The organism is Halomonas sp. IOP_14 (genome assembly GCF_021021315.1).
Classification (GTDB): Bacteria; Pseudomonadota; Gammaproteobacteria; order Pseudomonadales; family Halomonadaceae; genus Vreelandella; species Vreelandella titanicae.
The window spans coordinates 17,316-43,641 of sequence record NZ_JAINWD010000002.1 but is presented as its reverse complement, the minus strand read 5'-3'; the positions used below and the strand labels follow the sequence as shown (position 1 = coordinate 43,641).

Genomic DNA, 26,326 nt, shown 5'->3' with positions numbered 1-26,326 from the left:
TAAATTACGTTAATCGCTATTTTTCAAATCAATAAAGCGTCCGACAATGCAGCGACAACCTACTTAAGGAGAACTGTTATGAAGATTGCACTGATTGGCGCTAGCGGATTCATTGGATCTGCCCTATTAACCGAAGCGCTCTCCCGCGGCCATCACGTGACGGCGTTAGTGACCCGACCTGAGCGGGTAGCGCCACAGGAGAATCTCACTATCGTTAAAAGTGACGTGTTAAATACCGATGCGCTTGCCGATCAGCTACGCGGTGCCGAGGCCGTTATCAGCGCCTTTAGTGGCCATGCCCAAGAGGATGTTTACGGCTATTACCTCAAAGGCTTTCACTCGATTTTGTCAGCCACTCAACAAGCTGCCGTGCCTAGGCTACTGATAGTGGGTGGCGCGGCGACGCTCGAGGTAGCGCCGGGTAAGCTTTTGTTAGATGCACCGGGTTTTCCAGCAGAGTACCGGGCCACGGCGGAAGGGGCGAAAACGGCCCTTGAAACGCTGCGCGGGCAAACGGCGCAAGCGTGGACGTTTCTCTCTCCCGCCGCTGAGATTTTCCCCGGCGAGCGCACGGGTAGTTTCCGGCTTGGCGGCGATACGCTACTCACCGATAGCAAAGGTAATAGTCGTATTTCCGTGCAGGATTATGCCATCGCCATGATTGATGAGCTGGAAAACCCACATAACACCAACCAACGTTTCTGCGTCGCGTACTGATCAAATCGCTATTTAAGTCGTTATGCCCCTCACTGGAGATAGGTGAGGGGTTGCCTCTTTCTTCTATTTCCCCGCCCACTTTTCCCGTTACCCTCACCTATTTACTCTTTCACCTTTTTGCTGAACTTATCGTTCATCGCCGTAAAACCATCAGTCATATTTAACAATGTTAATTAATCCAATCTCACTTGACCACACATTACTCAACAACTGTGTATTAAAAAATTACTTATAAGACATTTCTTACATAAGCATAGCGAATCTCTTACAAATGCTGTCAGCAATATCCTACATACGCAGTCGCCTATACCTTCAACAATCAGGTAAACACAAATAAAGAAATACTAAAAAACTTGCACACTTGTGACAGCTAATGAACTTATTAGGTTCAGAACCCATTACGCAGACATGCACGCACTAGACTCGCATTAACTGACCCAATTACTGCAAGGAAAACATCATGAAAGCCAACACCGAGCTCGTTAAGATAGGCAATCATTGCGTGCATGTAGAAATCTATCAACAGCCACAAAATACTGAAAGTATTATTATGGTCAACGGCGCGCTAGCTACTACCGCCTCTTTTACCAACTGTGTTAAATATTTGAGTGACGGGTTAAACGTTATCCTGTTTGACTTGCCTTTTGCTGGCCAGTCAAAACCACATAACCCTGTGGGTGGCATCATTACCAAGGAGGATGAAGTCAATATCCTCCTAGCTCTGATTGAACGTTACCAACCAACGTCGTTACTTTCCGTTTCTTGGGGAGGCTATGCCGCCATGATGGCATTGGCGCAATCCCCCTCATCGATTAAAAGAGCAGTGCTAGCCTCATTTTCAACTCAGCTTAACGACGGCATGCTGCGCTATATCAATGGTGCTCGCCATTATATTCAAATTGGCGATGTTAAAACCGCGGCTAACCTGCTTAATGAAGAAGTGGGCAAATACTTACCCCGCTTACTAAAATATATTAATTACCGGCATCTCTCACGGTTAGATGATCAAGAGCTTCAACAGGTCTGCTTTCATATTGAACAAATACTCTCCATGAACGACACCGACTACGAGCAGCTACTGGGTAATATTGAGATACCGACGCTGTTCGTGAATGGCAAACTGGATGAGTACACAACACCAGAAGACATCCTGACCGTCGACGACTATATGCCGAAATGCGAGTTCGAAGTCGTGCCCAATGCAGGACATTTTCTTGATCTCGAGCATGCTGATGCACGCAAACGAATGGAGAAAATTCTGCGCGGTTTTTTGATTCCTAACGAGTTTGAAAGTCAGGTTGCCTAACCACTTTCGTTACCCTATTACATGGCCTCACTAAGCAAGAGTGTGGTCATGTAATCTTTAGCACCATCACGCTAAAAAATCATTACCGCTCAAAAGCTAATGATAATTCATTACCACTCACCCCTCACAAAACGCCTCCACCACCCGCTCAGCCAATACCTCGCTGGCATCACCACTACCTGCACGCTTCACCAGCGCTACTTGATAATCCCCTAGCGGTGGCAGTGACTCGTTGTGGAGACGCTTGAGCGGTGGTCGAATCAAGCTTTTTGGAAAAGCCGTCACGGCCAGATCGGCCAGCATGGCCGCTTCCTGCCCGGCACAGTGGTCGCAGGAGTAAGCGATTCGGTAAGCAATCCCCGCTTGATCAAGGGCATTAAGGGTAATTCTGCGCCACGCACACCCCTGCTGGGCCAGGGTCACAGGCAGTGGCGTTCGCTGCACGGCAACGCCATCCTCACGGCCCGCCCACACTAGCGGTTCGCTGTGGACGATCTCTCCCCGCGTCGCCTGACCAGGCCCTCCAGCCATCACCAGGGCAAGATCAAGCTCGCCCTCGTCCAACCTGGCGAGCAGGTCTTTGCTGCGTCCCACCTCGACATCAACCTGCACCGCCGGGTGCGAGCGGGCAAACTGGGCGAGTACCGTGGGTAAAATACGCCCTACCACGTCATCCGTTATCCCCAGCCCTACACGCCCCTCTATGGTAGGGGCTAAAAACTGGGTCACGGCTTCTGCATTGAGTTTCAGTAGCCGCCGCCCATAACCCAGCAGCACTTCCCCCTCAGCAGTCAGGCGTACGTGCCGCGCCTCGCGGACAAACAGCGTCTGGCCGAGGATCTCTTCCAGGCGTTTGATCTGCATACTCAGCGCGGAAGGGGTGCGAAATAGCTGCTGGGCGGCGCGGGTGAAGCTGCCGCTTTCGGCAATGGTCACAAAGGTGCGCAGCACCTCGCTATCCAGTAGCGGCAAGACGGCCCGGCTGGGAGCTATGCTAGAGAGTTGATTCATCACACCCACCTTTCAGAAAAACTTAACCCACAGTGTAGTTCTTTTCGTTTGATTGATCCAAGGTAAAGCGCCAAGCTGATAACCAGAGGTCGCGACCCTCCACTTATTAATCACAGGTCACATCGGTTCAGTCGGTGCCCAGGCGCCGCTTACTGTACAGCCGTTGTGAATAAAAGGAGGTGCGCGATGAAGTGTGAATGCCCAGCCCAACATGCCCATAACGCCTGGGAAAAAGCTCGCCAACTGGCGCCGCCGCCCAAGCCACCAGCACTGCATTTTTACATGCCTGCCATGCCGTCGATGCGGCTAATTCGTGCGCTTGATATGGGCTGGTGGCGTTACCGGCGGCGTTGGCTTTTCCGCCGCCATATACTGCCGCTACTAGCCTACGATGACCACGTACTGTTGGATATTGGCCATTGTCGAGAAGATATTCTCTGGGCCAACCAGCTCCCATTGAAGGTCGATGCCATTCACGCGCTAGAAGCCCGGCAGAAAAAGCGGCAAGTTCAGCAGGCCTAGAATCAAAAAAGCTTCGAACCTCTCCCAGGTTCGAAGCTTTTAATGAAGCCCTTAATAGCGTTTTAAGCACCTCATATAGTTACTAAGCTTTGCGCTCAACGCCAGCTTTTAAACTCCTATCGGCCCGCCATCGCGTTTTTGAATAACAACGGTTGACGCCCGAGGGCGTACTTGGCCGCTGGCTGCAACAGTGGCATCTTGCACTAGCTCGCTACCATCCGCGGGCCAGTTACCGGGGTGCTGAATGTTAATAAACAGCGCGGTTTTATCCGGCGTGGCAAAAATACCGGTGACTTCACAGCCGTTCGGCCCTACCGCAAAGCGCTTAAGTTGCTGCTGGTTGCTGCTGTTAATCACCGGGCCGGTTCCCTGGATGTCGTCTAGCCCATTCGGTACCACGGCAAGCAGCTGATCGTTGGTGTACTCGGTTACTCCATCATAACCGTTATCGGTTTGGATCCAGAGGATACCCTGACCGTCCTCTCGCTCGTCGAACCAGAGCCCATCGGGGCTGGCGAACTGATTCATTTCTGTCAGGCCCGAGTGATTATCGGCATCGTCAGCGGCCGCGCCAAACACAAACACCTCCCAAGTAAAGGCGTTGGGCAACCGGCTTTCGCGCCAGCGAATAATATGCCCTGCTTCGTTATTGGCGCGAGGGTTGGCGGCATTGGTGGGCGCTAAATCGTAACCAACACCTACTTGTTCCAGATGCTCACCGTCATTAGTGTAAGTTGGGGTTGTCTCTTCAGCGGTACGCTGAGTGTTATTGGTTAGGGTGAGATACACCTCGCCGGAGGCAGGATCGACGGAAGCCCACTCAGGGCGGTCCATTGGCGTGGCACCCAACAAATCCGCTGCATCGCAGGTGTTGATGATGATACCTGCCGCATCGTCGTCGGCTAGCCCCAACGCCGCCGCCAGCGTGCGACCATCGCGCGTTTGAGCACTAGGCGTTAGCGGTAGCCACTCACCGCTGCCGTCAGCATGGAAACGAGCCACATAGAGGGTGCCGTTATCCAAATATTTGTTGCCAATGGCAAGACGATCGTACTCTTCACCTGGGCGGTTGGCATCGGCAGGATCCCAGGCAGCATCAGAAACATATTTATATACGTACTCGTTGCGGGAATCGTGCCCCGAGTAGTAAACCACTGGCTGACCGGCTTCCAGCTTGCCTAACCAACACCCTTCATGGCGGAAACGGCCAAGTGCCGTACGCTTAACCGCCAATGCATCACTATAGGGGTCGACCTCCACCTGGTAGCCGAACGTGCGTGCTTCGTTGCGATAATCATCTTCAGCACGCTCGCCGCGCGGGGTAATGTCGAAGCGAGCAAATTCGTCATTCTGTTCAGAGGCGTCTCCCGCCGAAGTATCCCAACCATAGCGGCTTTTAGCGGTGGGAATACCAATCCGCGCGTCGTCCTGGAAGCGTTCGCCATGATTAACGAACACATTGGGCCAGTTCTCTTCACAGGCAATATAGGTGCCCCAGGGAGTTACCCCGTTACCACAGTTATTGTTGGTACCACGGGTTTGGGTACCCTCAGGCGAAAAGCGCGTTTTGACGTAGTCACTGCCCGCCACTGGCCCGGAAAGTTCCATCACCGTCGCACTGGTGAGGCGACGGTTATAACGCGAACCCGGCACATGCGCCCATTGGCCGCTGGCGTTCTTTTCGACCTCAACAAGGGTGACACCGTGAGCGTTGATCTCAGTGCGCGACTCAGCTGCTGGCCGCTGGCCCTCATCCGCATTAGTGGGGCCTCCTTGCGGCGCCCATAGCGCGGCTTGGTCGATATACTCATTGTTGAGCGCCAGCACAAAACGGCGCGAGGCGTTGTCGGTATCCAGGGCAAAACCGGCCATGCCGTCATGGTGCATGCCCACACTCTCCGCCTGACGCTCAGCGGTCATCGGCTGTTCAGGCTGCCAGGTAACATTTTGGTTCAGCGGCGTGCCCCACGGCACCAAGACTTGGGCCACATAACCTTCCGGCACCACCACGGCATCGGTGCGTGATCCTTGAACCGCCTCAAACGCCAGTGTCAGGGGTGTTTTTTGGCTGCTGCTTGAGGCAAGCGCTTGAGCAGCGCCACCAAAACTAAGCATCGAGGCAGCCGCCATGCTCAAACCACCGCGCATCACATCACGCCGGGATACATGACGCGCCAATACATCCGCGAAAGGTTGGTTGCCGCTGTGGTTAAACAGGCGATGATCTTCGATCTCTTTACTCATTTTAGTCTCCCCCTGATCGTTTGTAGGTCAACGATTGAACGTTACGAGACACTAAAGAAGCTTAATGACAGCACGATGACGGAGCGCCTGCATTTAGATGAAGAAAGGTCGAATGCTAGTCACTTTTACTCCCCAAACCCTATTGAGGGATGTCTGCAACTCTGCTAAATTAACGCTAATAGTTATCATTAACACAGGAGTTACTCTCTCATGCAGTTACCCGCTAAGGGCACTGGCCAGGGAGATACGTCGGCCTCGACGACCCGCGAGGTGGCCCACGAGGTGAATAGCAAAGAATTACTTGGCAACTCAGACCAGTTGGTTATCCACCATGAACAGCGCCGCTATGTGTTGCGCCGTACTAAAAGCGGCAAGTTAATTCTTAACGCCTAAAGCTCTTAATATTTCAGCCCCTGATTAATTTAAAGACTTATACAGCAAAGCCAGCCAGGTAGCCCATCGCACCCAGCCAGCGACCTCTTCCACTTATCCCTGTTGGAAATCTCTGGCTTATGAACCACACACGCGCTTTTGGTGGCCTCTTTTTAACGCTGCTTCCACTGTTAACCGCCCAAGCAGACGACGCCGAGCTTAACCCAGTGACGGTCACCGGCACCCGAGCACCTACGGACCTTTCACGGGCACCGCTGATTATCGATATTATTGATCGTGATGATGCTGTGCTGGCCACCGCCAGCCGGGTTGAAGACGTGCTTAGCCGCCAACCCGGCCTGCATGTGGCTGGCCAAGGGCGCCGAAATGGCCAAACCTTAAGTATGCGCGGTTTTGGCAGCAAAGGTGTGCTGGTACGTTTGGATGGCGTTCGTCAGGATATCTCCACCGGCCACATCGGTAACTTCTTTCTCGACCCTGGCTTGATTCAAGAAGTACAGATAGCACGCGGTGCGCTCTCCAGCTTATACGGCAGCAATGCCATGGGCGGTGTCGTCAGCTTCACCAGTGTGAATGCCAACGACCTGCTTGCCCCCGGCGAAGATAGCGGCGTACGCCTTTCCGTAGGCGGTGCGACGGCCAGCGACGAAATGCGGGGGAGCCTGACTGGCTTCGGCCGCCGCAATACCGCCAACGGCCTGGTGGATGGCCTGTTTTCAATCGGCCGCAGTGAATCCGGCGATATTCGCCGCGCCGGGGGCGATGAAGCCGAAGAGGATGCAACGCTCAATAGTCTGCTGCTAAAAGGCGGTTGGGAGCCAAACGACGACCAGCGGGTATTTATCAGCTGGCAGCACTACGACGAACGCGCCACCCAGCCCGCCAACCCACAACAGCTTTCAACCGATGCCAGCAATCCGCTGCGCGACCGCGATGTGGAAAGCAACAACGTCCAGTTGGGCCACCGCTGGCAGCCCAGCGCTGCCACCGAAGTCACTTCGCAGCTTACCTTTAGCCAGCAGGATATCGACGAGCCCGAGGCCAACCGCACCCTAGAGCGCGTCGGGCTTCAGAGCGACGGCTTCCGCACTATGGATCACGGCTGGCTCTCGCAAACGCTGGTGTTCGGTGCCGAACTGGAGCAGGCCCGCCAACGGCCAAGTGGCGATGCCAATGGCTTTCCTAAAGCCGATATCGATACCCAGTCAGCCTATCTCGACACTACTCTTACCGCTGGGCGCTATTTAGCCGATGGCGGCGCCGGGCAGTTTGATATTGGCCTGGGAGCCCGCTACGACCGTTACGACGCCAGCGGCCAAAATGAATCCGATAGCGTCCACGACCAAGTGTCACCGCGCTTTCGTCTTGCCTGGCGGCCCGATGACGCCTTGATGCTGTTTTCGGGCTACGCTGAGGCCTTCCGCGCTCCTAGCCTATCCGAGCTTTACGCCAACGAGCGCCACTTTGCCGGTTTCTGCGCCGGGCCAGCCTTCTGCACACCGGACAATTACTGGATTCCCAACCCTAGTCTCTCGCCTGAATCTAGCCACACCTGGGAAAGCGGCGTTGTCTGGCATCAGGGCGACTGGCAGGTTCGTGCCAGCTACTTCGATACTCGCGCCGACGATTTTATCGACACCCACGTCGACATCATGGCGGGCACCACCCAGGCAGTGAACGTTCAGCGCGCCCAGCTATGGGGCTATGACGCCCGGATGACCTGGCAGCCCAGCGCCTTCCCGCTTCTCACAAGCTTTGTGGGCCTTTCGGAAGTCTCCGGTAAAGACCGCGATTCTGGCGAGCCCCTAGGCAGTCAAACACCGTTGGAAGCCACCCTGGGAAGCGAGGTGGTTCTGTATAACAGCGATATCCGCCTGGGCTGGCAAGCGCGTTTTGCCCAATCTTTCGATAAGCAGGGCGATGACGAGCGCCTGCCCGGCTATGGGTTGCACGATGTGCATCTCGCTTGGCAAATCACCCCGGCCGTGGATACCTCACTGCGCCTTGCCAATATTGGCGACAAGGTGTGGTACCGCCCCGACGGCAGCCTGGGCGATGGGCGCAGCCTGTTCGCCACCCTCAACTGGCAGTGGTAAATCCACGCAGTCAACCCGATAGAGGTGCGTCATGATTACATCCCAACAGATCGCAATTATCGAAGCCTTTGACGCGGCGCGCGCCGCGCAACCGCGGCTACCTGCGATTGAGATTGCCGAACGCTTATCGATCAGTGAAGGCGAGCTGCAGGCCGCCCGTTTAGGGCGCGACGTGTGGACGCTGCCGCTCTCGCCCAGCGATATCGCTGCCTACCTGCCCCAACTGGGGCGGGTTAAGGCGTTGACTCGTTCCCGGCTGGCCGTGCTAGAGCAAACCGGCGACTACCCTGAACTTAGCGGCGGGCCACAAACAGGCCTGTTACTCGACCCAGGTGGCCTGGATCTACGCTTGCTCTATACGAGCTGGCACTGGGCCTGCCTGATTCGTGATCCTATGCCGGCCACCAGCGCGGAAGAAGCGCAGTGGCGCTGGAGCCTGCAAATATTCAACCAGCATGGCTGCGCCGTTCACAAATGCTTTGCCCTGGAGAAACCGCTGCCGCGCCCCTGGGTGGCGCTTGCGGCACTAGGCACTAGTGACTCGCCTGCCTTTACCCAGAGCATGCCTCGCCTAAAGCGCCCGCTGCCTGAGGCGCCGACCCTGGCCAGCGAGTGGGGCGCGATGCGCGATGTGCACCAGTTCTTTGCCCTCCTCCAGCGCCATCATCTGGAGCGTATTGAGGCCAACCAGTTAATGGAGGGACGCTATACCCAAACGCTGCCCGTCAATGCCCTGGAAACGGTGCTTCAGCACGCCAGCCTTCGCGCGCTGCCGTTGATGCTGTTTGTCGCTAGCCCCGGCTGCGTGCAGATCCGCACCGGCACATTGCCCACCCCTCAACGCGCCCACGGCTGGCTGAATCTATTTGGCGAGCAGTTCACCCTGCACCTTGATGACACTGCGATTGACCAAGTATGGCAAGTCAGCAAGCCCAACCGAGACGGCGGCGTGACCAGCATTGAAGCCTTCGATGCCGAAGGCTCGCTAGTGCTGCAACTTTACGCGGAACGCCAGGAAGGCCGCGTTGAGCGTCGCGAGTGGCGGCAATTGCTGGATGAACTCGGCAGCCAAGAGGCGGTGGCATGAACGCAAAACGCCTGATGCGCCGCTCACTGGCAGTACTGCTGATGGGGTGGCTAACCACCGGGGCCGCATTGGCCAGCGAACGCTGGGTGGTGCTTGGTGGCGATATCGCGGAAACCCTGGCCGCGTTAGATGCCGATATCAATGTCATTGCTCGGGATGACACAGTCGTGCATCCACCCGCCATGGCGGAGCTGCCCTCGGTGGGTTACCTGCGCCAGCTCTCCGCTGAAAGCGTCCTATCGGTTAAACCTGACCAGGTGTTAGCCGCCGGGCACGCAGGCCCCAAGGAAGTGCTGGAGCAGCTAGCGGCTGTCGGTGTCAGCGTAGAGATTATCAACGCCCCACCCACCCTCAATGCCATCGCCGATAAAGTCCACGCCGTCGGCCGATTAACTGACCGTCGCGACGCAGCAGAAGCCTTAGCAGACGCCTTGAACGAGAAACTTGACCGGCTAGCCAACCTGCCTGCCCTACCGACGACCCGCGCTATGTTTATCATGCAGCATAGCGGCTTAACCCCCCGTGCGGCGGGCAGCGACACGGCAGCGCATAGCGCGCTCGAAGCGGTGGGCCTGGCAAATGCCTTCGCCGAGATGCAGGGCTACCACAACGTGGGTGCCGAAGCCCTGGCCCGGCAAGCGCCGGAGGTTGTGATCGTCTCCGAGCGGGGCCTGGCGGCAATGGGTGGCGAAGCCGCTCTATGGCAGTTACCCGGTATGGCGTTAACCCACGCAGGCCGAGAGCAACAGCTGATTGTCATTGATGACCAAGCGCTGCTTGGCTTTGGCCCGCGCACGCCCGATCAGCTACTCGCCCTGCGCCAGGACGTTGAAGCGCTATTGGGCGCACCGACTAGCGCCCAGGCTAATTCTGTCCAAAACAGTTCCGTTCAAAACAGTACCGCTCAAAACAGCACCGCCCAGCTCAGCCCATGATAGCCATTTTTAACACTTACCGTTTCCGGGCGCGGCTGCCGGTTAGCCGCACTACCCGCGTTCTCGTCGGATTAACCGCTGCGTTGCTACTGGCTTTAGGCTGGGCGGCCTCCTCTGGCGCACTGGGCATCTCCCCTTGGGGAGTACTCCGCGGCCAAGCCGATCCACTCAGCGTGCAGGTGTGGTGGCAGCTGCGCCTGCCGCGCTTACTGCTGGGCGTGGCCGTGGGAGCGATGCTTGCCGGTAGCGGCGCCGCCATGCAGGGGCTGTTTCGTAACCCGCTGGCCGACCCGACCCTGCTCGGCCTTGCCAGTGGTGCTGGGCTTTTCGTAGCAGTGTGGATTGTGCTCTTTCAAGACAGCAGCGCAGGCAGCCTTTACGGTCAGTTTGCGGCAGGCTTTTTAGGCGCCTTATGCGTCTGTTTGATTGTCTTTGGCATCGCCAAGCGTCAAGGCGGCGGCAGTGCCGCTGTGATGACCCTGTTGCTGGCTGGTTTGGCCATCAATACTCTCGCCGGGGCTAGCGGTGGGGTTTTAGCCTTTATCGCCAGCGATGAGCAGCTTCGCCAGCTTAGTTTATGGGGCATGGGCACGCTGACTAACGCCCTGTGGCGCACCACGGCGCTCGCCCTGGTACTCATTGCCGTTGCCCTGTGGCTGTTAATGCGTAGCGCTCGTGAACTTGACCTGCTCCAGCTAGGCGAAGCGACCGCCCATGCGGCGGGGCTGGATGCAAGCCGCTTAAAACGCCGGGTGGTGGTCGCGACCTCGCTGGGCGTAGGTTTGTGTGTAGCGCTCACCGGAGTAATTGGCTTTTTGGGCCTGCTGGTACCCCACTGCCTACGGCTTTGGTTAGGGCCTGGCCATCGGCTGCTGCTGCCCGCCTCAATGCTCGGCGGCGCGCTGCTTCTGGTCGTTGCTGATACGCTAGCCCGCACCGTCGCTGCCCCGGCAGAAATCCCCGTTGGGCTGCTGACCAGTCTGCTCGGCGGCCCCTACTTCCTGTACCTACTGATGCGCAGGAACCGAGCATGCTAACGCTCCATCAGGCTGGTTTAACCACCACACCTACTATCGCTCCACTGGATGGCACGATTCGCCCTGGCGAGCTGCTGGCCATTGTCGGCCCCAACGGCGCGGGCAAGAGCACGCTGCTCAGCATGCTGTCGGGGTTTCGCCCTGCCGAGCAGGGCGAGCTACATCTGGATGGCACACCCTTGCGCGAATGGCCCATCGCCGAACTTGCCAATCGCCGAGCGTTGGTCGCCCAGCAGGAGTTACCCGGCTTTGACTGGCAAACCAACGAACTGTTGAGTCTAGGCAGTAACCCGGCTAAATCACTGGTCGCAGCGCTACTTAACGACCTGGATCTAACCCATCTCGCCAAGCGCAGCGTGCTCTCGCTTTCCGGCGGCGAACGCCAGCGGGTGATGATCGCCCGAGGCGCCTGCCAACTACTCTCAAGGGGCTCTCCCACCGCCAAGGATGGTGGTATTTTATTGCTGGATGAGCCGACCAGTGCCTTGGATATCGGCCAGCAGCAGCGCTTGATGCGGCAACTACGCGGCTGGGCCGCACAGCACCGCATGGCCATTGTTTGCGTGCTCCACGACCTTAATCTCGCCAGCACCTACGCTGACCGGGTATGGTTGCTGCATCAAGGGCAGCGTATTGGCCACGGACTACCCAGCCAGGTGCTTAACCCCGCGACCATTGCGAAGATTTACGCAGCCGAACTTCAGCACATTGAGGGCGGCCCCCATGGCAAGCCTCTGCTCGCCCTGGCGCCTTAAGACAGCTTTCAGCAGCCAACGAGTCGAGTGGCAAAGCCCTCATATAAGTCCATACTTATCCATACGTAACGGGCAATATATGCATCACCGTGTGCCAATTGGGGAGCAAGAATGAGACTGATCAGCCTCATGTGGGTCGTGTTGGCAGGGATGAGTTTTAGCATCGGTGTATTAGGCATCTTTCTGCCCCTGCTGCCGACCACCGTGTTTATGCTAATGGCTGTTTACTGTGCCTCCAAAGGCTCACCGCGCTTTGAGGCCTGGATCCGCTCCCGCCACTATGTCGGGCCACTGCTGGTTACCTGGGAGCAAGAGCGCGCCATCCCCCGGCACGCTAAGTTGGCGGCTGTTAGCATGATAGCGTTGAGTGCTCTGATCACCGCTTGGTCACTCGGCCCCGGCTGGACTCGCTGGGGCGTGATCGCTCTACTGATGCTGATTGCCGTTTGGCTGGCTACTCGGCCCGAGCCCTCCTCTTCTGCAGAGTAAGGCTCATGCATGCTTGCACTGCGTATTCAAGCCATTTTATTTAGACCGTAGCTTGGCTAACTCCGCCTGCGCTAGATCAACACGCACGCTACCCTGCTTCACAAGTGCTTCGGCTACCAGGCCAACTTCTGCCCCTTCTGCTCCTGCCATCAGGGCGATATTTTTAGCGTGAAGCGCCATATGCCCTTTTTGAATACCAGTCGTAGCCAACGCTTTTAACGCTGCAAAGTTCTGCGCTAGCCCAACAGCCACTATGATACGGGCTAAACGATCAGCGCTGTTGACGCCTAAAATTTCAAGACACCGTCGTGCAGTGGGGTGCGCTCTCGTCGCGCCGCCGATTAATCCTACTGGCATAGGCATGAGCACCTGCCAAGGGTTATTAGATGGATTCATTATTCGTTTGATTTTTGTGCGAGCAATTCCTGCACTTTTTGAGCAATTTCTGTAGGGTTATCTTTCCATTCAACGTACAGCTTGTCATTCATCAAAAAATTATTATTAAGGATTTTTTCTTTATCCCCAAATATAAGTGGAAGCAACCTTTTTGTCCCACCTGAAATATCACCATTAAGGACAGAGTTAATCTCTTGCTGAGGCCAAGATTTACCAACAGAATTATCTGTCATTACAGCAATAACGTATTTTGATTTCAAAAGTGCTTTATTTATCGTCCCTACCAGAGAGTCTCCCCAACCAATTTCTTTCTTATCATAAAAAGCATGCACACCAATCTTACTTAGCTCTTGATACAAAGGCTCAACAATATCTGCTTTATCTTCTGAGGCGTGACACAAAAAAACATCATACATTTTATACTCTGCCTTTATATTCTTAACAAACTTAGGTGGTAAAGGATCATGCTCCGCCATTTTCAAAATAAGCTTTATATAGGTAGGGTCGTCACCCCCTTTGACCATATTGAGGAATGAAAGTCGACCATATATATTACGCCTTAACTTACTCCCATCATCAGTTAGCTCTGCCTCTTCTGGTGTCAAACCTAATATATCAACATAATATTTTCTTTCTGCCTCTCTTGGATCATCAACCCAATGGTGAATCGCAGCACGCAACTTATTCTTATACTCAGCAGGAACATTCACCTTTCTATTAACAATTAAACCAGTGACCTCTTGACGACTATATTTCGATTGAAGCCGGCTTTTTTTCTGATTTATCTCAAAACTTGCTCTTGAGAAAATATTTACGAGATCTTCACCGACAATAGTCCTTCCTTCGCTAATATAAGCAAGTTCTCGAGGGAAAACTCGTTTTGCCGAAATGGTTATATCATCAGCGTAACGAGAATAAAGTAGCCGATGATTTCGAATACGTCTTATGATTTGATTATCCAGCGTGCTAGCGACTATGTTTGAAACAATTGGCGACGTCGCGGCCCCTTGAGGGAGATAGTTTTTAAAACAGCAAATCTGAGCAATAACAGTTGCTACATCGGGATGAATCTCAAATGGTTTTGCTACAAAAACTGCACGCACTCTACCGAAATTAATTGAGCCAAAAAAATTTTTTATATCGACATTTAAGACCCAATTAGATTTCTTGTGCAATGTAGCATTTTCGAGAACACCTCGCTCTTTAACAAACCCCTGAACACAAGTTTTGAATTCGACATTTTCCTCAAGAAGCTCAGCTAATTTTCCCTGAATCACTCGCAAGCCTTTTTGTGGTGAGTCAATTTTTCTGAACCCACCTCGCTTTTTCCGCATTTCAAATGATTTATATTTCAACTCATCTGGACGCTTATAGCAGATAAAAAGCAAGTGCCCTTTGTTAATACCTAAAAGATTGCATAGCTCGTCAAGGGAATTGAGTTTAGCAATTGATCGACTAGAGGGATTCAGTAGTTTCAAGACAGACTCCAGCCTGTATATTACCAGGATAAAAAAGCACCCCTGCTATTTACCTTACGCCTCGCGAGACCTCGTAATATTGCGTATTACAGTCTCAACGTAATCCATAGTAGCATATGTCCTTACATTAAGGATGATTGCAGTGGTTGCACTGCATAGTTAAAGCTTGAGGGGTGCTTGTGTCTTTTTACCCGATAACCAAGCACATGACAATAGGCTATTAGAATACAATTCATGAAGCCAACATATAAATCCTGGATTCATAGAATAACCGCAGCACTTTGGATCACAAGGTAGAGGCAAGAGGGCCAGCGCCGGTACCCTCTCTGCCTTACCTACCAAAGTGAAGCAGAACATGGGATACCGACAACTGACCCAAGTCCAACGATACCAAATTTTTGCCTATCTTGAGACCGGCATTAGCCAGCGCAAGATAGCTAAGGCCATTGGCGTCCACAGCAGCACTATTAGCCGTGAAATAAAGCGCAACGGGCTGACCAGTGGTTATGCGCCTGAACAGGCCCAATCGGCAAGTGATCAGCGCCGACGTACCGCTTGGAAAGTGAAGAAGCGGCTGCCCAGCCTGATTCGCTGGGTCACTAGCCAATTGATGGACGAATGGAGTTCTCAACAAATCAGTGGTTTTATGGCCAATGCCAACGGGGTTTGCGTGAGCCATCAGTGGATCTACTCACTAATTTGGGACGACAAGAAGCACGGTGGAACATTATGTAAACGGCTCCGACTGCCACGCCAGCGACGCTATCAGCGCCAATTGGCTAAGCGAGCGGGGCTAGGCAAGATCCCGCACCGGGTCGGTATTGAGCAGCGCCCTGCCGAAGTGAAAAAACGGCTTTATATCGGGCATTGGGAAGGCGGCACGGTACTCAAGGGCCACAAAGAATCCGGATTGGTGACGCTGGTCGAAAGGCGCAGTGGCTATCTCTTGGCAGCGCGTCTGCCAACGATCACCGCCACCAGAACGGCTCAGGCAATGACGCGGTTATTGGCACCACGCCGAGGGGCAGTGCACACCATCACTTTAGATAATGGGTCGGAATTCGCCGAGCACAGGGAAGTAGCCAAGGCCGTCTCGGCAACGACCTATTTTCCGACCCGTACCGCTCATGCCTGCGTGGTACCAATGAAAACACCAATGGTCTGATTCGGCAGTATTTTCCTAAAGGCACTGACTTTCCAAAAGTGACCAATGCCGAGCTACGAAGTGTCGTCAATAAGCTAAACGATAGACCAAGAAAGCGGCTGGGATACCGAACCCCAGCACAGGTGTTCTTGGGTGAATACTCAGGAGCACTAGAAACCGCAGGTGCTGCACTTATTAGTTGAATTCAGGATCAAAATGCAGCTCCATCGCGGGGCTCACCAACTAGTTCTTGGGCGATCGCAAATGAATAAGAGAGAGTGTGTGTTCTGGTTGAAACACCGGGCTACTACCCACTGTTTGGAAAGCTTCGTCTCGCTAAAGCGAAACTGGTGGGCGTTCCACGCACGACCGATGGCCCCGACCTAGAAGAGTTTGAGAGAAAAGCTAAGCAGTACCGACCTAGGCTTTTTTTCTTGCAACCCAATGCCCACAACCCTACTGGTAGCACCATGTCGCTGAGTAATATGCATCGCCTGCTAAAGCTCGCCGACCACTATGGTGTCACCCTAGTGGAAGATGATGTTTTCGCTGACATACTGCCCAAGGGCAGCGCTCATCTTGCTGCGCTTGATGGGTTAGAAAGGGTTATTTACGTAGGCACTTTTTCCAAAACGCTCTCCACCGGTTTGCGCTGTGGCTATATCGCAGGAGGGAGATCCATCATTCGCGCCCTGGTCGATATTAAGATGCTCACTGTCGTAAACACTTCAACTTTCAATGAGATGATCGTGCATGAGCTATTAGCCAGAGGCCGCTACCGCCGCCACCTCTCACAACTGCGCGAGAGAGTGGCTAAAGCGAGTGCTACGGCGGTAAGAGTGTTGGGACAAATAGGTGTTCATGATGTGATTGGGCCCGGCGGTGGCTACTATCTATGGGCCAAACTGCCAACCCATATCAATACCACTGAGCTAGCTAAACGTGCCTCTGAAAAAGGTATCTTTATCGCGCCAGGCGCCATTTTTTCACTGCGCCTCGACAGCACCGATGCCAATTCAATGCGCATTAATATTGCCCATGCCAACGATCATCGTTTTCTGGTGTTCATTAGCCAAAACTTAAATAAACTATGAAACTTGCCCTATAACCACCAAGTGAATGTCAAAGCTCTCGATGTGCAGTGCCTATCCCATCGAAGCAACCATAGCCCATTGCAGATAGTCTGGCAGGTGGTGCATAGCACACTCTGCCCGGTAGGCTGGAGTGTGCTGGCTCAGGAGTACGCTATCTAACATCTTCGTCTAATAGCGCATTCAGCGGCATGCCATCGAGGGTGGCGGTGTCTAGCCCCAGCAGGCGTGCGAACGTGGCCCCGGCATTGTCCATTCGCTGGATGCCGCGTTGGGTATTGAAGGGCAACCTGGAGCCGGGCAGTATTCCCTCACCGTGCAGGATCGCCAAACCATGATTGGAGGCGAATGCGGTGCTGGCGGACGGTACTTGAGGGCCATGGTTGGCTCCGGCACTTTCAACGGCAGCCACGGTATCGCCACGTCGGTTAACACCCCAAACGAACCCCGAGGCGTAGGCGAACAGCACATCCCCGGCGTTTTCACCCCAGTACCCCAGTACACTGGCATCCTGTTTCTTGAGGGCGAAAGCGACCACGTTACGCTCGCCTTGAGGGGTATCGATGTACCACGTGCTCAACGCCTTAAGGATTCGCGTCTGCACCTCGGCCGCATCAGCCTCGGAAACGATTCCCTCGTCCAGGATATCTCGATTGACAAAGACCTCCAGGCCACCGCGCTCATCCTTGAGGAAGGCCTGGCTACGCTGACGTATTGGTCGGCCATTTTCATCGAGTGTACAGAGCCCAAACGCAGCCAGTCGCCGGTGGATATCACACAGGTAATGGTTCGGCACGTCGCCATGATCCGAAGCGAGCACGATCACGGTGTCCTCGCGGCGCCCGGCCAGCAGGCGACCCACTGCATCGTCGAGCACTTGGTAGGCAGTTCGGATGGTATTCAAGTAACGTTCCTGTCCATCGGAAGCGAAGAATGGAGATTCCGGGTCGCAATAGGCCAGACAGGTATGATGGGTTTCGTCATTGAGACGGAACACCGTGGCAAACAGGTGGAAGTCCTCCTCGTTCAGCAAGGTCAGGGCACTATCGACGAGCCAATCCAGTTGGTAGCGGCCCTCTTCGAAGCTGGTCTCGAAATAGGGCGAGTCGGGATCCGCTGACACAGTCCACTTGGAGATGAATGGCCCGTGGCGTTGTGTCAGCTTCTCGGCCAGGGCCAGGTGGTTGCCCAACTGCTCGGGCATGGTGATCTGTGATTGCAGCAGATCCACATGCCTCCGCTCGGCATCGTAGGCCAGCAGCTTGAAGCGCACATGCCCCCGCTCGTCTCCGGCCTCGACGGGCAACCAGTCGCTCCATTCGCCTACGCCCAGTGTCGCCGCGCGCTCGTTTAGCGTCAGTTGGAGCCGCGTGTCGGTCGCTGGGCTCAAGGTCACTGCTAGGCTATCGCCGGCATTGAGCCGGATAACGGCGTGATAGCCATCCTCCGAGCGCTCGATTGCGTGACGGTTGTGCTTCTGGTGATGGGCCAGGCTACCGCTCGGTGGCCAGCCCAGCGCCTCGTTCTGGGCAGCGTCGGGCCACTGGGAAAGATCCGTGCTATGCACGCCGGCCGCGGCCATCTCCATGGGGGGCGAACCTTTGCCGCTCCAGAACGGCGCTAGGCAGAGATCGTTCTTGCCGGTGGGCTTGAGTGACTCGGGGAAGTGCACCAGCGCACAATTTTGTCCCGCTTCGGCCATCAATTCCAACAAGTGCCGCGTACCGCTGGGAGAGATGCGCTGCCCGACCCAGCTGTTCCCTGGTGCCTGCCCGGTTAGAAAGTTAACAAAGTTGGTATCTCCCCAGGTCGAGATATAGGGCATAAGCCGTGTTGTTCCACCCTCGCGACGCAATCGATCGATATGGGGAAGTACACCTTCATGGCAAAACCTATCGACCAACTCGGGAATCAGACCGTCGACGCCCAGCACCAATACTTTTTTCGCGTTGTACATACATTGCTCCCTTGGCTAGAACGTGCGTGCTTCAGAGTCGATAACGGTCGATGACGTCTCGGTCGATCTCGATACCTAGCCCGGGCTTGTCGGGGACCTCCACATAACCCCGTGCGTTGAGCGCGAATTCACCACCAATCAGTTCCTGACGGAAGGGGTGCGCTGATTGGTCGTACTCGAGTATCGGTTCGTCCGGGTTCAGCGACAGCGGCTGTGGCGGCAGTGTGGCAATGAACTGCACGGCAGCGGCAAGGCCGATACCGGTGCCCCACACGTGTGGAATAAGCGGCACGTGCCAAGCCTGGGCAAGCGCGGCGATCTTGCGGCACTCAGTGAATCCGCCGGCGGCTCCTAGATCAGGCTGGATAATATCCAGCGCCCCCTCGCTGATCAGTTCGCGATAGCCAAACTTGGTATATTCGTTCTCACCAGCAGCTACGTAAGTGCGCGACACGCCCTTGAGCTCGCGGTAACCATGACGATTCTCGGGGCTGAGCGGTTCCTCGAAGAAGTGCACCCGCGTATCTTCGAGTTCCATGAGGATGCGACGTGCCGCCGGCACGTTATAGGCGCAGTTGGCATCCATCATCAGTTGCACGTCGTCACCGACCGCTTCTCTCACGGCGCGCATGTCGCGAATGTCCGAATCGACACCGAAACCAGTCTTGATCTTCATCGCCCGATAGCCGTTGGCTTGGTGGCGCAATGCCTCTTCCACGATATCCTCGGGGTAGCACCCGTCTTTGCGACGATAGAATCCGGTCGCATAGGGGCGGATCTCTCGCCGAAACGCGCCGCCCATGAGCCGATGAATCGGCTGTCCCAACGCTTTGCCGAAAAGATCCCATAGGGCAATGTCTATCGCTGCTATGCCAAACAGCGCTGCCCCTTTCTGCCCATAGGGCCGAGTGTGGTTATACATTTCTTCCCAAAGCACCTCGTGATCGAACACCGAGCGACCAATTAGCAAAGGTTTTAGAGCATACTCCACGACGGCCTGGGCGACCTGCGGCGGCTGAAGGCCATGATTGATCGACTCACCCCAGCCGATCAGACCATCTTCTGTATGAACCTCAACCAGCATGGCGGTGCGCTGATGAACCCACCCTTGCGAGAAGGCGAAGGGCTGTTCGAGCGGGGCGGAAAGCACGTGTGTCTTGATATCGGTAATGATCATGTGGCGTATCCAGTAACGAATTCGAAAAGGGCCTTACTTGGCTGAGTCGCTCTCGGCAGGCCGGGGGTTAATCGATGTCTGGCGCTGCTGCGCGATGCTCGACCACACGGTCCAAACGATAAACAGTGCGAGCAACGAAAACAGCGTCATGGAAATCCCGCTATGGGTGAAAAATTCCAGGAAGTCGCCACGCTTGATCAGCAGGCCGCGACGCAAGGAACTTTCCAGCTCTGGGCCCAGCACCATACCAATTACAAGCGGTGCCATCGGATAATCAGCGCGGCGCAGGGCGTAAGCCAGGATGCCGGTCATAGCGGCTACCACTAGATCGAGCGGGTTGCCGCGCACCGTCGCGGCACCGATGAAGCTGAAGATCACGATGGCGGCCATGATGTAGCCCTGATGCAGCCGGAACAGGTAGCGAAACAGGCCAATGGAGGGTTTGCTCAGGATCAGCATGGCGACGTTGACGATGATCAGCACAACGAACAGGGAATAAACCGTCTGTGCTTGATCGACCATCAATCGCACACCCGGCGTAATGCCATGGATCACCATCGCGCCCATCATCATCGCCGTGACGACATCTCCGGGAATGCCTAGCGCCAGCGTAGGAATGAACGAGCTTCCGGTCACCGCGTTGTTGGACGACTCCGACGCAATGATGCCATCGGGCTCACCCTTGCCCAGGCGATCGCGGCGTGGGGACAGCTTTTGCGCTGTGGCATAGCTGATAAACGCTGCAGCGGCTGCCCCGGTGCCCGGCAGTGCGCCGATAAAGCTGCCGATCAACGAGCCACGCACCAACTCGACCAAGCGCTTTAACCACTCACCGAGCTTGGGAAAGCGCAAGGTGGCCTCAGGGATCTTCGCACCGGGATCGTCTCGCGTGGCAAAGCGCACGAAGATTTCCGAGAGTGCAAATGCACCAACCACTACCGGAATCAGCGTCAGCCCCGAAGACAGGGCATAGCTGCCAAAGGTGAAGCGGTCGGCACCAGTAATGGGATCCGAGCCCACCATGGAAAGGAAGAAGCCGATCATACCGCAAACCAGCCCCTTCATGACGCTACCCTTGGACACGCCCACGATGCACATCATCGCCAGGCAGATGAGAGCGAAGACTTCTATCGAACCGAAGTTGACGGCGAACTTGGCGAGTTGCGGCGCGCAAAAAATCAGTATCACGCATGAAAGTATGCCGCCGAAGAAGGACGCGAAGGTCGCCCAGCCCAGCGCCTCGTCGACGCGCCCCTGCTGGGTCATGGGGTAGCCATCGAAGGTGGTCGCCGCCGACTGGGGCGTGCCGGGGGTGTTGATCAGAATGGCGGTAATCGAGCCGCCGTAAACGGAACCGCAGTAGACACCGATCAACAGCGCCATGCTGGTGATGGTGGACATCCCGAACGTGAAGGGAAGAAAGATTGTCAGCCCCACCACCGACCCGAGACCCGGAAGCCCACCGATGATTATCCCCGCCCAGGTACCGATGACGATGGCGAGTAAAGCCTGCCAAGTGAAGGCATCGCTCACCGCGGCAAGAATGATATCCATGTCACAGCGCTCCGCTGTTTAAGAGTGTCGGCAATCGAATCAGCAACACATGGTGAAACAGGAACCACAGGCCACCGGCGATCACCAGCGTACCCACCGCCAACGGCAGTGGGCGACGCAGGCGAAACATCCAGAGGGTCAGGGCGACGAGCGGCAGCGAGGGGATCAGAAACCCCAGGCTCGCCACGGCGATGGCAGCGATGAGTACGGCCGCCATCAATACAGGGAGTGTCGACAGCGACCCGCTGCCCAGCCCCGATACCCGTGAAAGCTCGACGAGCGTAATCGCCAGGGCGATCACGCACCACAAGGTCAGGACAATGCGCGGAACCAGCATGGCATCCGAGGGACCGCCCCAGGCATGGAACGCTAGCACGACACCGATCAGGAACAGTCCCAGAGCCAGCAACACCCTGGGGTGGGCCAATCTCGCAACCATGATGCTTACCTCGCTAAATCGTTATGCCTTGGTCGTTTCAATCAAGCAGGCCTGCATCACGCAGCACCTGCTTGTTGGCCTCGAAGCGTTCCTTCACGAACGACTCGAAGTCGTCCGGCCCGAGGTAGGCGATGTTGACGTTGGCCCGTTCGGCAAAGCTCTTGAACTCATCGGACTCCATGGTGGCCTTGCACGCCTGAGTAAACTGTTCGGCACGCTCCTGGCTGATGCCCTTGGGTGCCACGACACCCTGCCAAACGGAGAAGTCCATGTCCGGCACACCCTCGAGTTCGCCGATGGTCGGCACATCGTCGTAGCCTTCCAGGCGTTGCTCAGCGAAGACCGCCAGGGGGCGGAGGTCGTAATTGGTGAGTACGGTCTCGGTGTCCGCGAAGATCTGGATTTCATTACCCGCCAGCGCGTTCATGGCCGGACCGGAACCGCTATAGGGGATGTGTGCAGCATCGAGATCGCTTTCGCTTACTAGGGCGGCGACCGCCAGTTGGGGCAGGGTACCGGGGCCGGATGAGCCATACAGCAGCGGCTCCTCCTGGGAGGCGGCAACGAGCTGATCGAAGCTCTCGATGTCAGATGATTTCGACACCATCAGGAACATCGGGTTGGAGGTGGTTCGGCAGATATAGGTGAAGCTTTCCGGACCGTAGGAAAGATCTTTCAAGGAGGGCTGGATGCTGAGCGCGCCGGCCGGTTCGTAGCCGATGATGTTGGGATTGCCTTCACTTTTGGCGACCTCGCTGGTGCCTACCGTGGCGCTTGCGCCAGCAAGGTTGCGTATCACAGAGGTGACACCAAGCTTCTCAGAGAAAATCGGTTCGAAACTGCGCGCGACAATATCCGTGGCGCCGCCCGCCGCGAATGGGACAACGATTTCTAAGGTCTCTTTGGCTTGAACGGCATGCGAGGCCCCGACGAGAACCATCAGAGCCAGAGAGTGGCGTATAGGCTTCATTATTGTAGTCTCCTTTTCGTATCGCTACGAAATTTTGTATATCTGATGCTTTTATTTAGAATTTAACGTCAGCTTCTATCATTTTCGTACTTTCCACGCTTTAATCGTAGCGCTACGATATGAGAGGTCAATGATGAAATGATTGTCCATTGGTCGAATAGCTAGCTATCGGGTTATCACTCAAGGTCTGCGCTAATACCGCTACCGGCACGTGTTTTATTCAGCATGATCAATTATGAATTCGACGCTGTGGAATAACTGTTCAGCCTAATCGAAAGCATGCAAGGATCTGTTTCAAAAAAACGGGTAGAGAGGGAAAGTGAAAAAACGCAAACGAAGTTCACAACGAGCCACCATGAGCGAAGTCGCACAGCTCGCGGATGTTTCTCCAAGTACCGTATCGCTGTATTTGCGTCGTCCCGATGAGGTCTCTTCTCGTAGGGCCGAGCGGATCCAAACGGCAATTGATAAGCTGAGCTATCTACCCAATACGATGGCTGGTGGTTTGGCCTCATCGCGCTCCAATATTATTGGCGTGATCGTTCCCACGATTACCTTCTCCTTCTTTTCGGAGACCCTTGAGACTCTGGAAAGAAACCTTCGCGCAGCCGGCTACCAACTATTAATAGGCAACACCGAGTTCGATGCTTCGCGTGAGGAGGAACTGATCCGCTCAATCCTAAGCTGGAATCCTTCGGGACTCGTACTAACTGGTTTTTCGCATAGCCGAAAGTCAGTCTCACTGCTGAGCAATAGCGATATTCCAATCATTGAAATGTGGGATTACGGTCAGGAAGGATTGGACATGGTTGTGGGCTTTTCGCACCGCACTTGTGGGCGACTGGTGGCGGAACACCTCATGCGTAGCGGATATCAGCACATGGCTTTTTTGAGCACCAACTTCCAGCGCGACATCCGTGCTAACGAGCGTTATCTAGGCTTTCACGACGCGATCGCCGCCGCTGGCGGCTCGGTGCTAGTTCGAGAACTTACCGGGCGAAGTAATACCGCAGAGGCTGGCCAATTGCTATGCACTCTTGTCAACGACCATCCTGAGATTCAAGCAGTGTTCTGCTCCAATGACATGGTCGCCCTAGGCGCAATGCTTGAATGCCAACGACAAGGCTGGTCGATACCCGAGCGCTTGGCTATTGTGGGATTCGGCAACCAAGACTTCACTGACAGCACAGTGCCGCCAATGACCACGGTGGATCCCCCTCGGCAAGAGATCGGCACGCATATCGCACGGTTGTTACTCGAACGTCTCAAAGGAGATGACACAGCAAATATGGACACGAGGGTAGATCTAGGCGTAAGACTTATCATTCGAGAGAGCGCTTGATATATAGTCCTTTGCCTGAACAAACAGACGACCTACTGGACTGCCGATCAGTTAGATCATAGCAATACCGTTATCCACACCCACGACGACGGATCAGGATTATTTGAGCGTAACTCCGACACGCTTAAACCAGCACCTTATGGGTAGAGACCACCTGACGCAGTCCCATAAACGAGCGGATCTGACGCACGCCGGGCAGGTAGAGCAGTTGTTCAGCGTGCAGCCTGTTGAAGCTTTGGCTGTCCCGGGTGCGTACCAGCATAAAATAATCAAACTCCCCCGTTACTACGTGACACTCCATACAGCCAGAAACCTTCTGGGCCGCCTCTTCAAAGGAGGCGAAGGATTCCGGCGTCGAGCGATCCAGCACCACGCCAATCAACACCACCATCCCCGCTTGTAGCTGCTCCGGGTCTAAATGCGCCACCACTCTGCTGATTACCCCATCCCGCTTGAGCCTTTCCACCCTGCGTAAGCACGCCGCCGGGCTCAAGCTCACCTGCTCTGCCAGCGCAACATTGGATAGCGTCGCGTCGTCCTGGAGCAGTTTGAGAATACGCCGATCGGTTCGGTCTAGTTCAGCCGCCTGATCATCAGGCTCAGAGCGTGAACGGGAGATTTTTGCGCGCACTATTATTTACCTGATTTACCAATAAACACCACTTAAACCCTTATATATCATTTTTTACCATCTTTTATTGTCTCAAACCAACTAACTTTGCAACACAAAAAAAATAGCTAACACTTACTATAAATAGCAGAGATCACGCCAATTGTTCACAACAACCTTAGCCGCCCTATATCGCACCCAATGATTTAAATCTGGAGATTGCTATGAACCTCGAACGCTTCCCACGTTACCCACTCACCTTTGGCCCCTCTCCGATTACGCCGCTCAAGCGGCTAAGCGAACATTTAGGCGGCGACGTAGAGCTCTACGCTAAGCGTGAAGACTGCAATAGCGGCTTGGCCTTTGGTGGCAACAAGACCCGCAAGCTGGAGTACTTGATTCCTCAGGCACTGGAACAGGGCTGCGATACGCTGGTATCGATTGGCGGTATTCAATCCAACCAGACCCGCCAAGTGGCCGCGGTGGCCGCTCACCTGGGTATGCAGTGCGTGCTTGTTCAGGAGAACTGGGTTAACTACTCCGATGCAGTGTATGACCGAGTGGGCAATATCGAGATGTCGCGCATCATGGGCGCCGATGTGCGCATGGATGACGCGGGGTTCGATATCGGCATTCGCCCCAGCTGGGAACAGGCGATGGAGGATGTTCGCCAGCGGGGCGGTAAGCCCTTCCCGATTCCCGCTGGCTGCTCCGAGCACCCATACGGCGGCTTAGGCTTTGTAGGCTTTGCTGAAGAGGTGCGTCAGCAGGAGAAAGAGCTGGGCTTTACGTTTGACTATATCGTGGTGTGCTCGGTCACCGGCAGCACCCAGGCGGGCATGGTGGTGGGGTTTGCCGCTGATGGCCGTGCCCAGAGAGTGATTGGCATTGACGCCTCTGCCAAGCCTGAGCAAACCCGTGAACAAATCCTGCGCATCGCGCGCAATACGGCCGAGCTGGTGGAGTTGGAAGGCGGTATTAGCGCTGACGATGTCATTTTGGATACCCGCTACGGCGGCCCCGAGTATGGCCTGCCCAACGAAGGCACGCTGGAAGCCATTCGCCTCTGTGCCCGTCTGGAGGGTGTGCTTACCGACCCGGTTTACGAAGGTAAATCCATGCACGGCATGATCGACATGGTGCGCAACGGCGAATTCCCGCCCGGCTCCAAAGTACTCTACGCCCACCTAGGCGGCGTACCTGCGTTAAATGCCTATAGTTTCCTGTTTAGAAATGGATAAGGAATAAAATACCTGCCTCAAACCGTCTGATACAGCGCCTCAATGACGTCGGTCAGACGGTTACTGCTGTACAAATAAAGCACACCCTTTAGTCTTGGCGTATAAGATGTTCACGGATACGCCATGTCTTCAACGCTTCCCGCACACCTCCCTCACCCTTGACGAACTTGTCCAGTACCCAGCGCCGCTGGATTTCACCCACGGCACGCCGACCTGGGCCGGCGCCGATGATGAGATGACTAACACCGACATACCGCCCGTTTTGCCCAGCAGCGCATAGCCTAGGGTGTTCGCGTGGCGTTCAACCATACCTGTCTATAACATTCATAAAGCGA

22 protein-coding genes and 2 pseudogenes are annotated in these 26,326 nt (G+C 55.2%); 14 read left to right on the top strand and 10 right to left on the bottom strand.

Annotation, left to right across the window (positions count from 1 at the left end; genetic code table 11):
• The first annotated feature begins 78 nt into the window (after positions 1–78).
• Positions 79–717, top strand: coding sequence for an NAD(P)-dependent oxidoreductase (locus K7H09_RS01805; protein ID WP_141440567.1), 639 nt, complete (start codon positions 79–81; stop codon positions 715–717).
• A gap of 460 nt (positions 718–1,177) precedes the next feature.
• Complete coding sequence (locus K7H09_RS01800) at positions 1,178–2,023, top strand: alpha/beta fold hydrolase (RefSeq protein ID WP_230803335.1); 846 nt, start codon at positions 1,178–1,180, stop codon at positions 2,021–2,023.
• A 117-nt stretch (positions 2,024–2,140) separates the two neighbouring features.
• Here the strand turns inward: K7H09_RS01800 and K7H09_RS01795 are convergent, their stop codons facing one another.
• A complete protein-coding gene (locus tag K7H09_RS01795; protein ID WP_230803333.1) occupies positions 2,141–3,034 on the bottom strand; it encodes a LysR substrate-binding domain-containing protein in 894 nt (297 codons plus the stop codon).
• A 186-nt stretch (positions 3,035–3,220) separates the two neighbouring features.
• Between K7H09_RS01795 and K7H09_RS01790 the strand changes: the two genes are divergently transcribed.
• Positions 3,221–3,556: a hypothetical protein gene (locus K7H09_RS01790; protein WP_230803331.1), complete on the top strand. Its 336-nt coding sequence runs from the start codon at positions 3,221–3,223 to the stop codon at positions 3,554–3,556.
• A 108-nt stretch (positions 3,557–3,664) separates the two neighbouring features.
• Here K7H09_RS01790 and K7H09_RS01785 read toward each other — a convergent pair whose 3' ends face one another.
• Positions 3,665–5,800 carry a PhoX family protein gene (locus K7H09_RS01785; RefSeq protein WP_230803329.1) on the bottom strand — a complete coding sequence of 712 codons (2,136 nt, stop codon included), beginning with the start codon at positions 5,798–5,800 and terminating at the stop codon, positions 3,665–3,667.
• 210 nt (positions 5,801–6,010) lie between these two features.
• On the opposite strand from K7H09_RS01785, the gene hemP reads away from it, so the two are divergent.
• The 7 genes and pseudogenes from hemP to K7H09_RS01750 all read left to right on the top strand — a co-directional run bounded on the left by hemP (position 6,011) and on the right by K7H09_RS01750 (position 12,592).
• Positions 6,011–6,193, top strand: a complete 183-nt coding sequence (gene hemP, locus K7H09_RS01780) for a hemin uptake protein HemP (protein WP_141440563.1) — start codon at positions 6,011–6,013, stop codon at positions 6,191–6,193.
• A gap of 119 nt (positions 6,194–6,312) precedes the next feature.
• On the top strand, positions 6,313–8,289 hold the full coding sequence (locus K7H09_RS01775) for a TonB-dependent receptor domain-containing protein (protein WP_230803327.1): 1,977 nt from the start codon (positions 6,313–6,315) through the stop codon (positions 8,287–8,289).
• A 31-nt stretch (positions 8,290–8,320) separates the two neighbouring features.
• Positions 8,321–9,376, top strand: coding sequence for a ChuX/HutX family heme-like substrate-binding protein (locus tag K7H09_RS01770; RefSeq protein ID WP_230803325.1), 1,056 nt, complete (start codon positions 8,321–8,323; stop codon positions 9,374–9,376).
• Entirely contained in the window at positions 9,373–10,311 is a 939-nt protein-coding gene (locus tag K7H09_RS01765) for a heme/hemin ABC transporter substrate-binding protein (RefSeq protein ID WP_138799246.1), read from the top strand. Before K7H09_RS01770 ends, K7H09_RS01765 begins: the two co-directional genes overlap by 4 nt.
• On the top strand, positions 10,308–11,348 hold the full coding sequence (locus K7H09_RS01760; RefSeq protein WP_052475656.1) for a FecCD family ABC transporter permease: 1,041 nt from the start codon (positions 10,308–10,310) through the stop codon (positions 11,346–11,348). The genes K7H09_RS01765 and K7H09_RS01760 overlap by 4 nt, the downstream gene beginning before the upstream one ends.
• A gap of 53 nt (positions 11,349–11,401) precedes the next feature.
• Positions 11,402–12,103, top strand: a pseudogene (locus K7H09_RS01755) (ATP-binding cassette domain-containing protein); the annotation flags it as partial.
• A gap of 111 nt (positions 12,104–12,214) precedes the next feature.
• Entirely contained in the window at positions 12,215–12,592 is a 378-nt protein-coding gene (locus tag K7H09_RS01750) for a YbaN family protein (RefSeq protein ID WP_230803323.1), read from the top strand.
• A 36-nt stretch (positions 12,593–12,628) separates the two neighbouring features.
• Here K7H09_RS01750 and K7H09_RS01745 read toward each other — a convergent pair whose 3' ends face one another.
• Both K7H09_RS01745 and K7H09_RS01740 read right to left on the bottom strand, forming a co-directional pair.
• A complete protein-coding gene (locus tag K7H09_RS01745) occupies positions 12,629–12,988 on the bottom strand; it encodes a hypothetical protein (protein ID WP_230803322.1) in 360 nt (119 codons plus the stop codon).
• Positions 12,988–14,466, bottom strand: a complete 1,479-nt coding sequence (locus K7H09_RS01740; RefSeq protein ID WP_230803321.1) for a TIR domain-containing anti-phage reverse transcriptase — start codon at positions 14,464–14,466, stop codon at positions 12,988–12,990. Before K7H09_RS01740 ends, K7H09_RS01745 begins: the two co-directional genes overlap by 1 nt.
• A 355-nt stretch (positions 14,467–14,821) precedes the next feature.
• Here K7H09_RS01740 and K7H09_RS01735 point away from each other — a divergent pair.
• Together K7H09_RS01735 and K7H09_RS01730 are read left to right on the top strand one after the other, a co-directional pair.
• A pseudogene (locus K7H09_RS01735) lies at positions 14,822–15,813 on the top strand (IS30 family transposase).
• Between the two features lie 75 nt (positions 15,814–15,888).
• Positions 15,889–16,704, top strand: coding sequence for an aminotransferase-like domain-containing protein (locus K7H09_RS01730; RefSeq protein ID WP_230803319.1), 816 nt, complete (start codon positions 15,889–15,891; stop codon positions 16,702–16,704).
• A gap of 151 nt (positions 16,705–16,855) precedes the next feature.
• On the opposite strand, the gene K7H09_RS01725 is transcribed toward K7H09_RS01730, so the two are convergent.
• The 5 genes from K7H09_RS01725 to K7H09_RS01705 are packed head-to-tail and all read right to left on the bottom strand — an operon-like array spanning position 16,856 to position 22,798.
• Positions 16,856–18,658: an alkaline phosphatase family protein gene (locus K7H09_RS01725; protein ID WP_230803318.1), complete on the bottom strand. Its 1,803-nt coding sequence runs from the start codon at positions 18,656–18,658 to the stop codon at positions 16,856–16,858.
• A gap of 31 nt (positions 18,659–18,689) precedes the next feature.
• Positions 18,690–19,835 (bottom strand): mandelate racemase/muconate lactonizing enzyme family protein, encoded by a 1,146-nt coding sequence (locus tag K7H09_RS01720; RefSeq protein ID WP_190374478.1) that lies wholly within the window; start codon positions 19,833–19,835, stop codon positions 18,690–18,692.
• 33 nt (positions 19,836–19,868) lie between these two features.
• Positions 19,869–21,389 carry a tripartite tricarboxylate transporter permease gene (locus K7H09_RS01715; RefSeq protein ID WP_190374477.1) on the bottom strand — a complete coding sequence of 507 codons (1,521 nt, stop codon included), beginning with the start codon at positions 21,387–21,389 and terminating at the stop codon, positions 19,869–19,871.
• A 1-nt stretch (position 21,390) separates the two neighbouring features.
• The gene (locus tag K7H09_RS01710) at positions 21,391–21,828 is read right to left on the bottom strand and encodes a tripartite tricarboxylate transporter TctB family protein (RefSeq protein ID WP_041158758.1); all 438 of its coding nucleotides are present in this window, start codon (positions 21,826–21,828) and stop codon (positions 21,391–21,393) included.
• Positions 21,829–21,865: 37 nt separating this feature from the next.
• The gene (locus tag K7H09_RS01705; RefSeq protein ID WP_230803311.1) at positions 21,866–22,798 is read right to left on the bottom strand and encodes a Bug family tripartite tricarboxylate transporter substrate binding protein; all 933 of its coding nucleotides are present in this window, start codon (positions 22,796–22,798) and stop codon (positions 21,866–21,868) included.
• Positions 22,799–23,153: 355 nt separating this feature from the next.
• Here K7H09_RS01705 and K7H09_RS01700 point away from each other — a divergent pair, with 355 nt between their 5' ends.
• Positions 23,154–24,140 carry a LacI family DNA-binding transcriptional regulator gene (locus tag K7H09_RS01700; protein WP_052475657.1) on the top strand — a complete coding sequence of 329 codons (987 nt, stop codon included), beginning with the start codon at positions 23,154–23,156 and terminating at the stop codon, positions 24,138–24,140.
• 124 nt (positions 24,141–24,264) lie between these two features.
• Here K7H09_RS01700 and K7H09_RS24520 read toward each other — a convergent pair whose 3' ends face one another.
• Complete coding sequence (locus tag K7H09_RS24520; protein WP_230803309.1) at positions 24,265–24,771, bottom strand: Lrp/AsnC family transcriptional regulator; 507 nt, start codon at positions 24,769–24,771, stop codon at positions 24,265–24,267.
• A gap of 203 nt (positions 24,772–24,974) precedes the next feature.
• On the opposite strand from K7H09_RS24520, the gene K7H09_RS01690 reads away from it, so the two are divergent.
• Complete coding sequence (locus K7H09_RS01690) at positions 24,975–25,991, top strand: 1-aminocyclopropane-1-carboxylate deaminase (RefSeq protein WP_230803307.1); 1,017 nt, start codon at positions 24,975–24,977, stop codon at positions 25,989–25,991.
• Positions 25,992–26,326 lie beyond the last annotated feature (335 nt).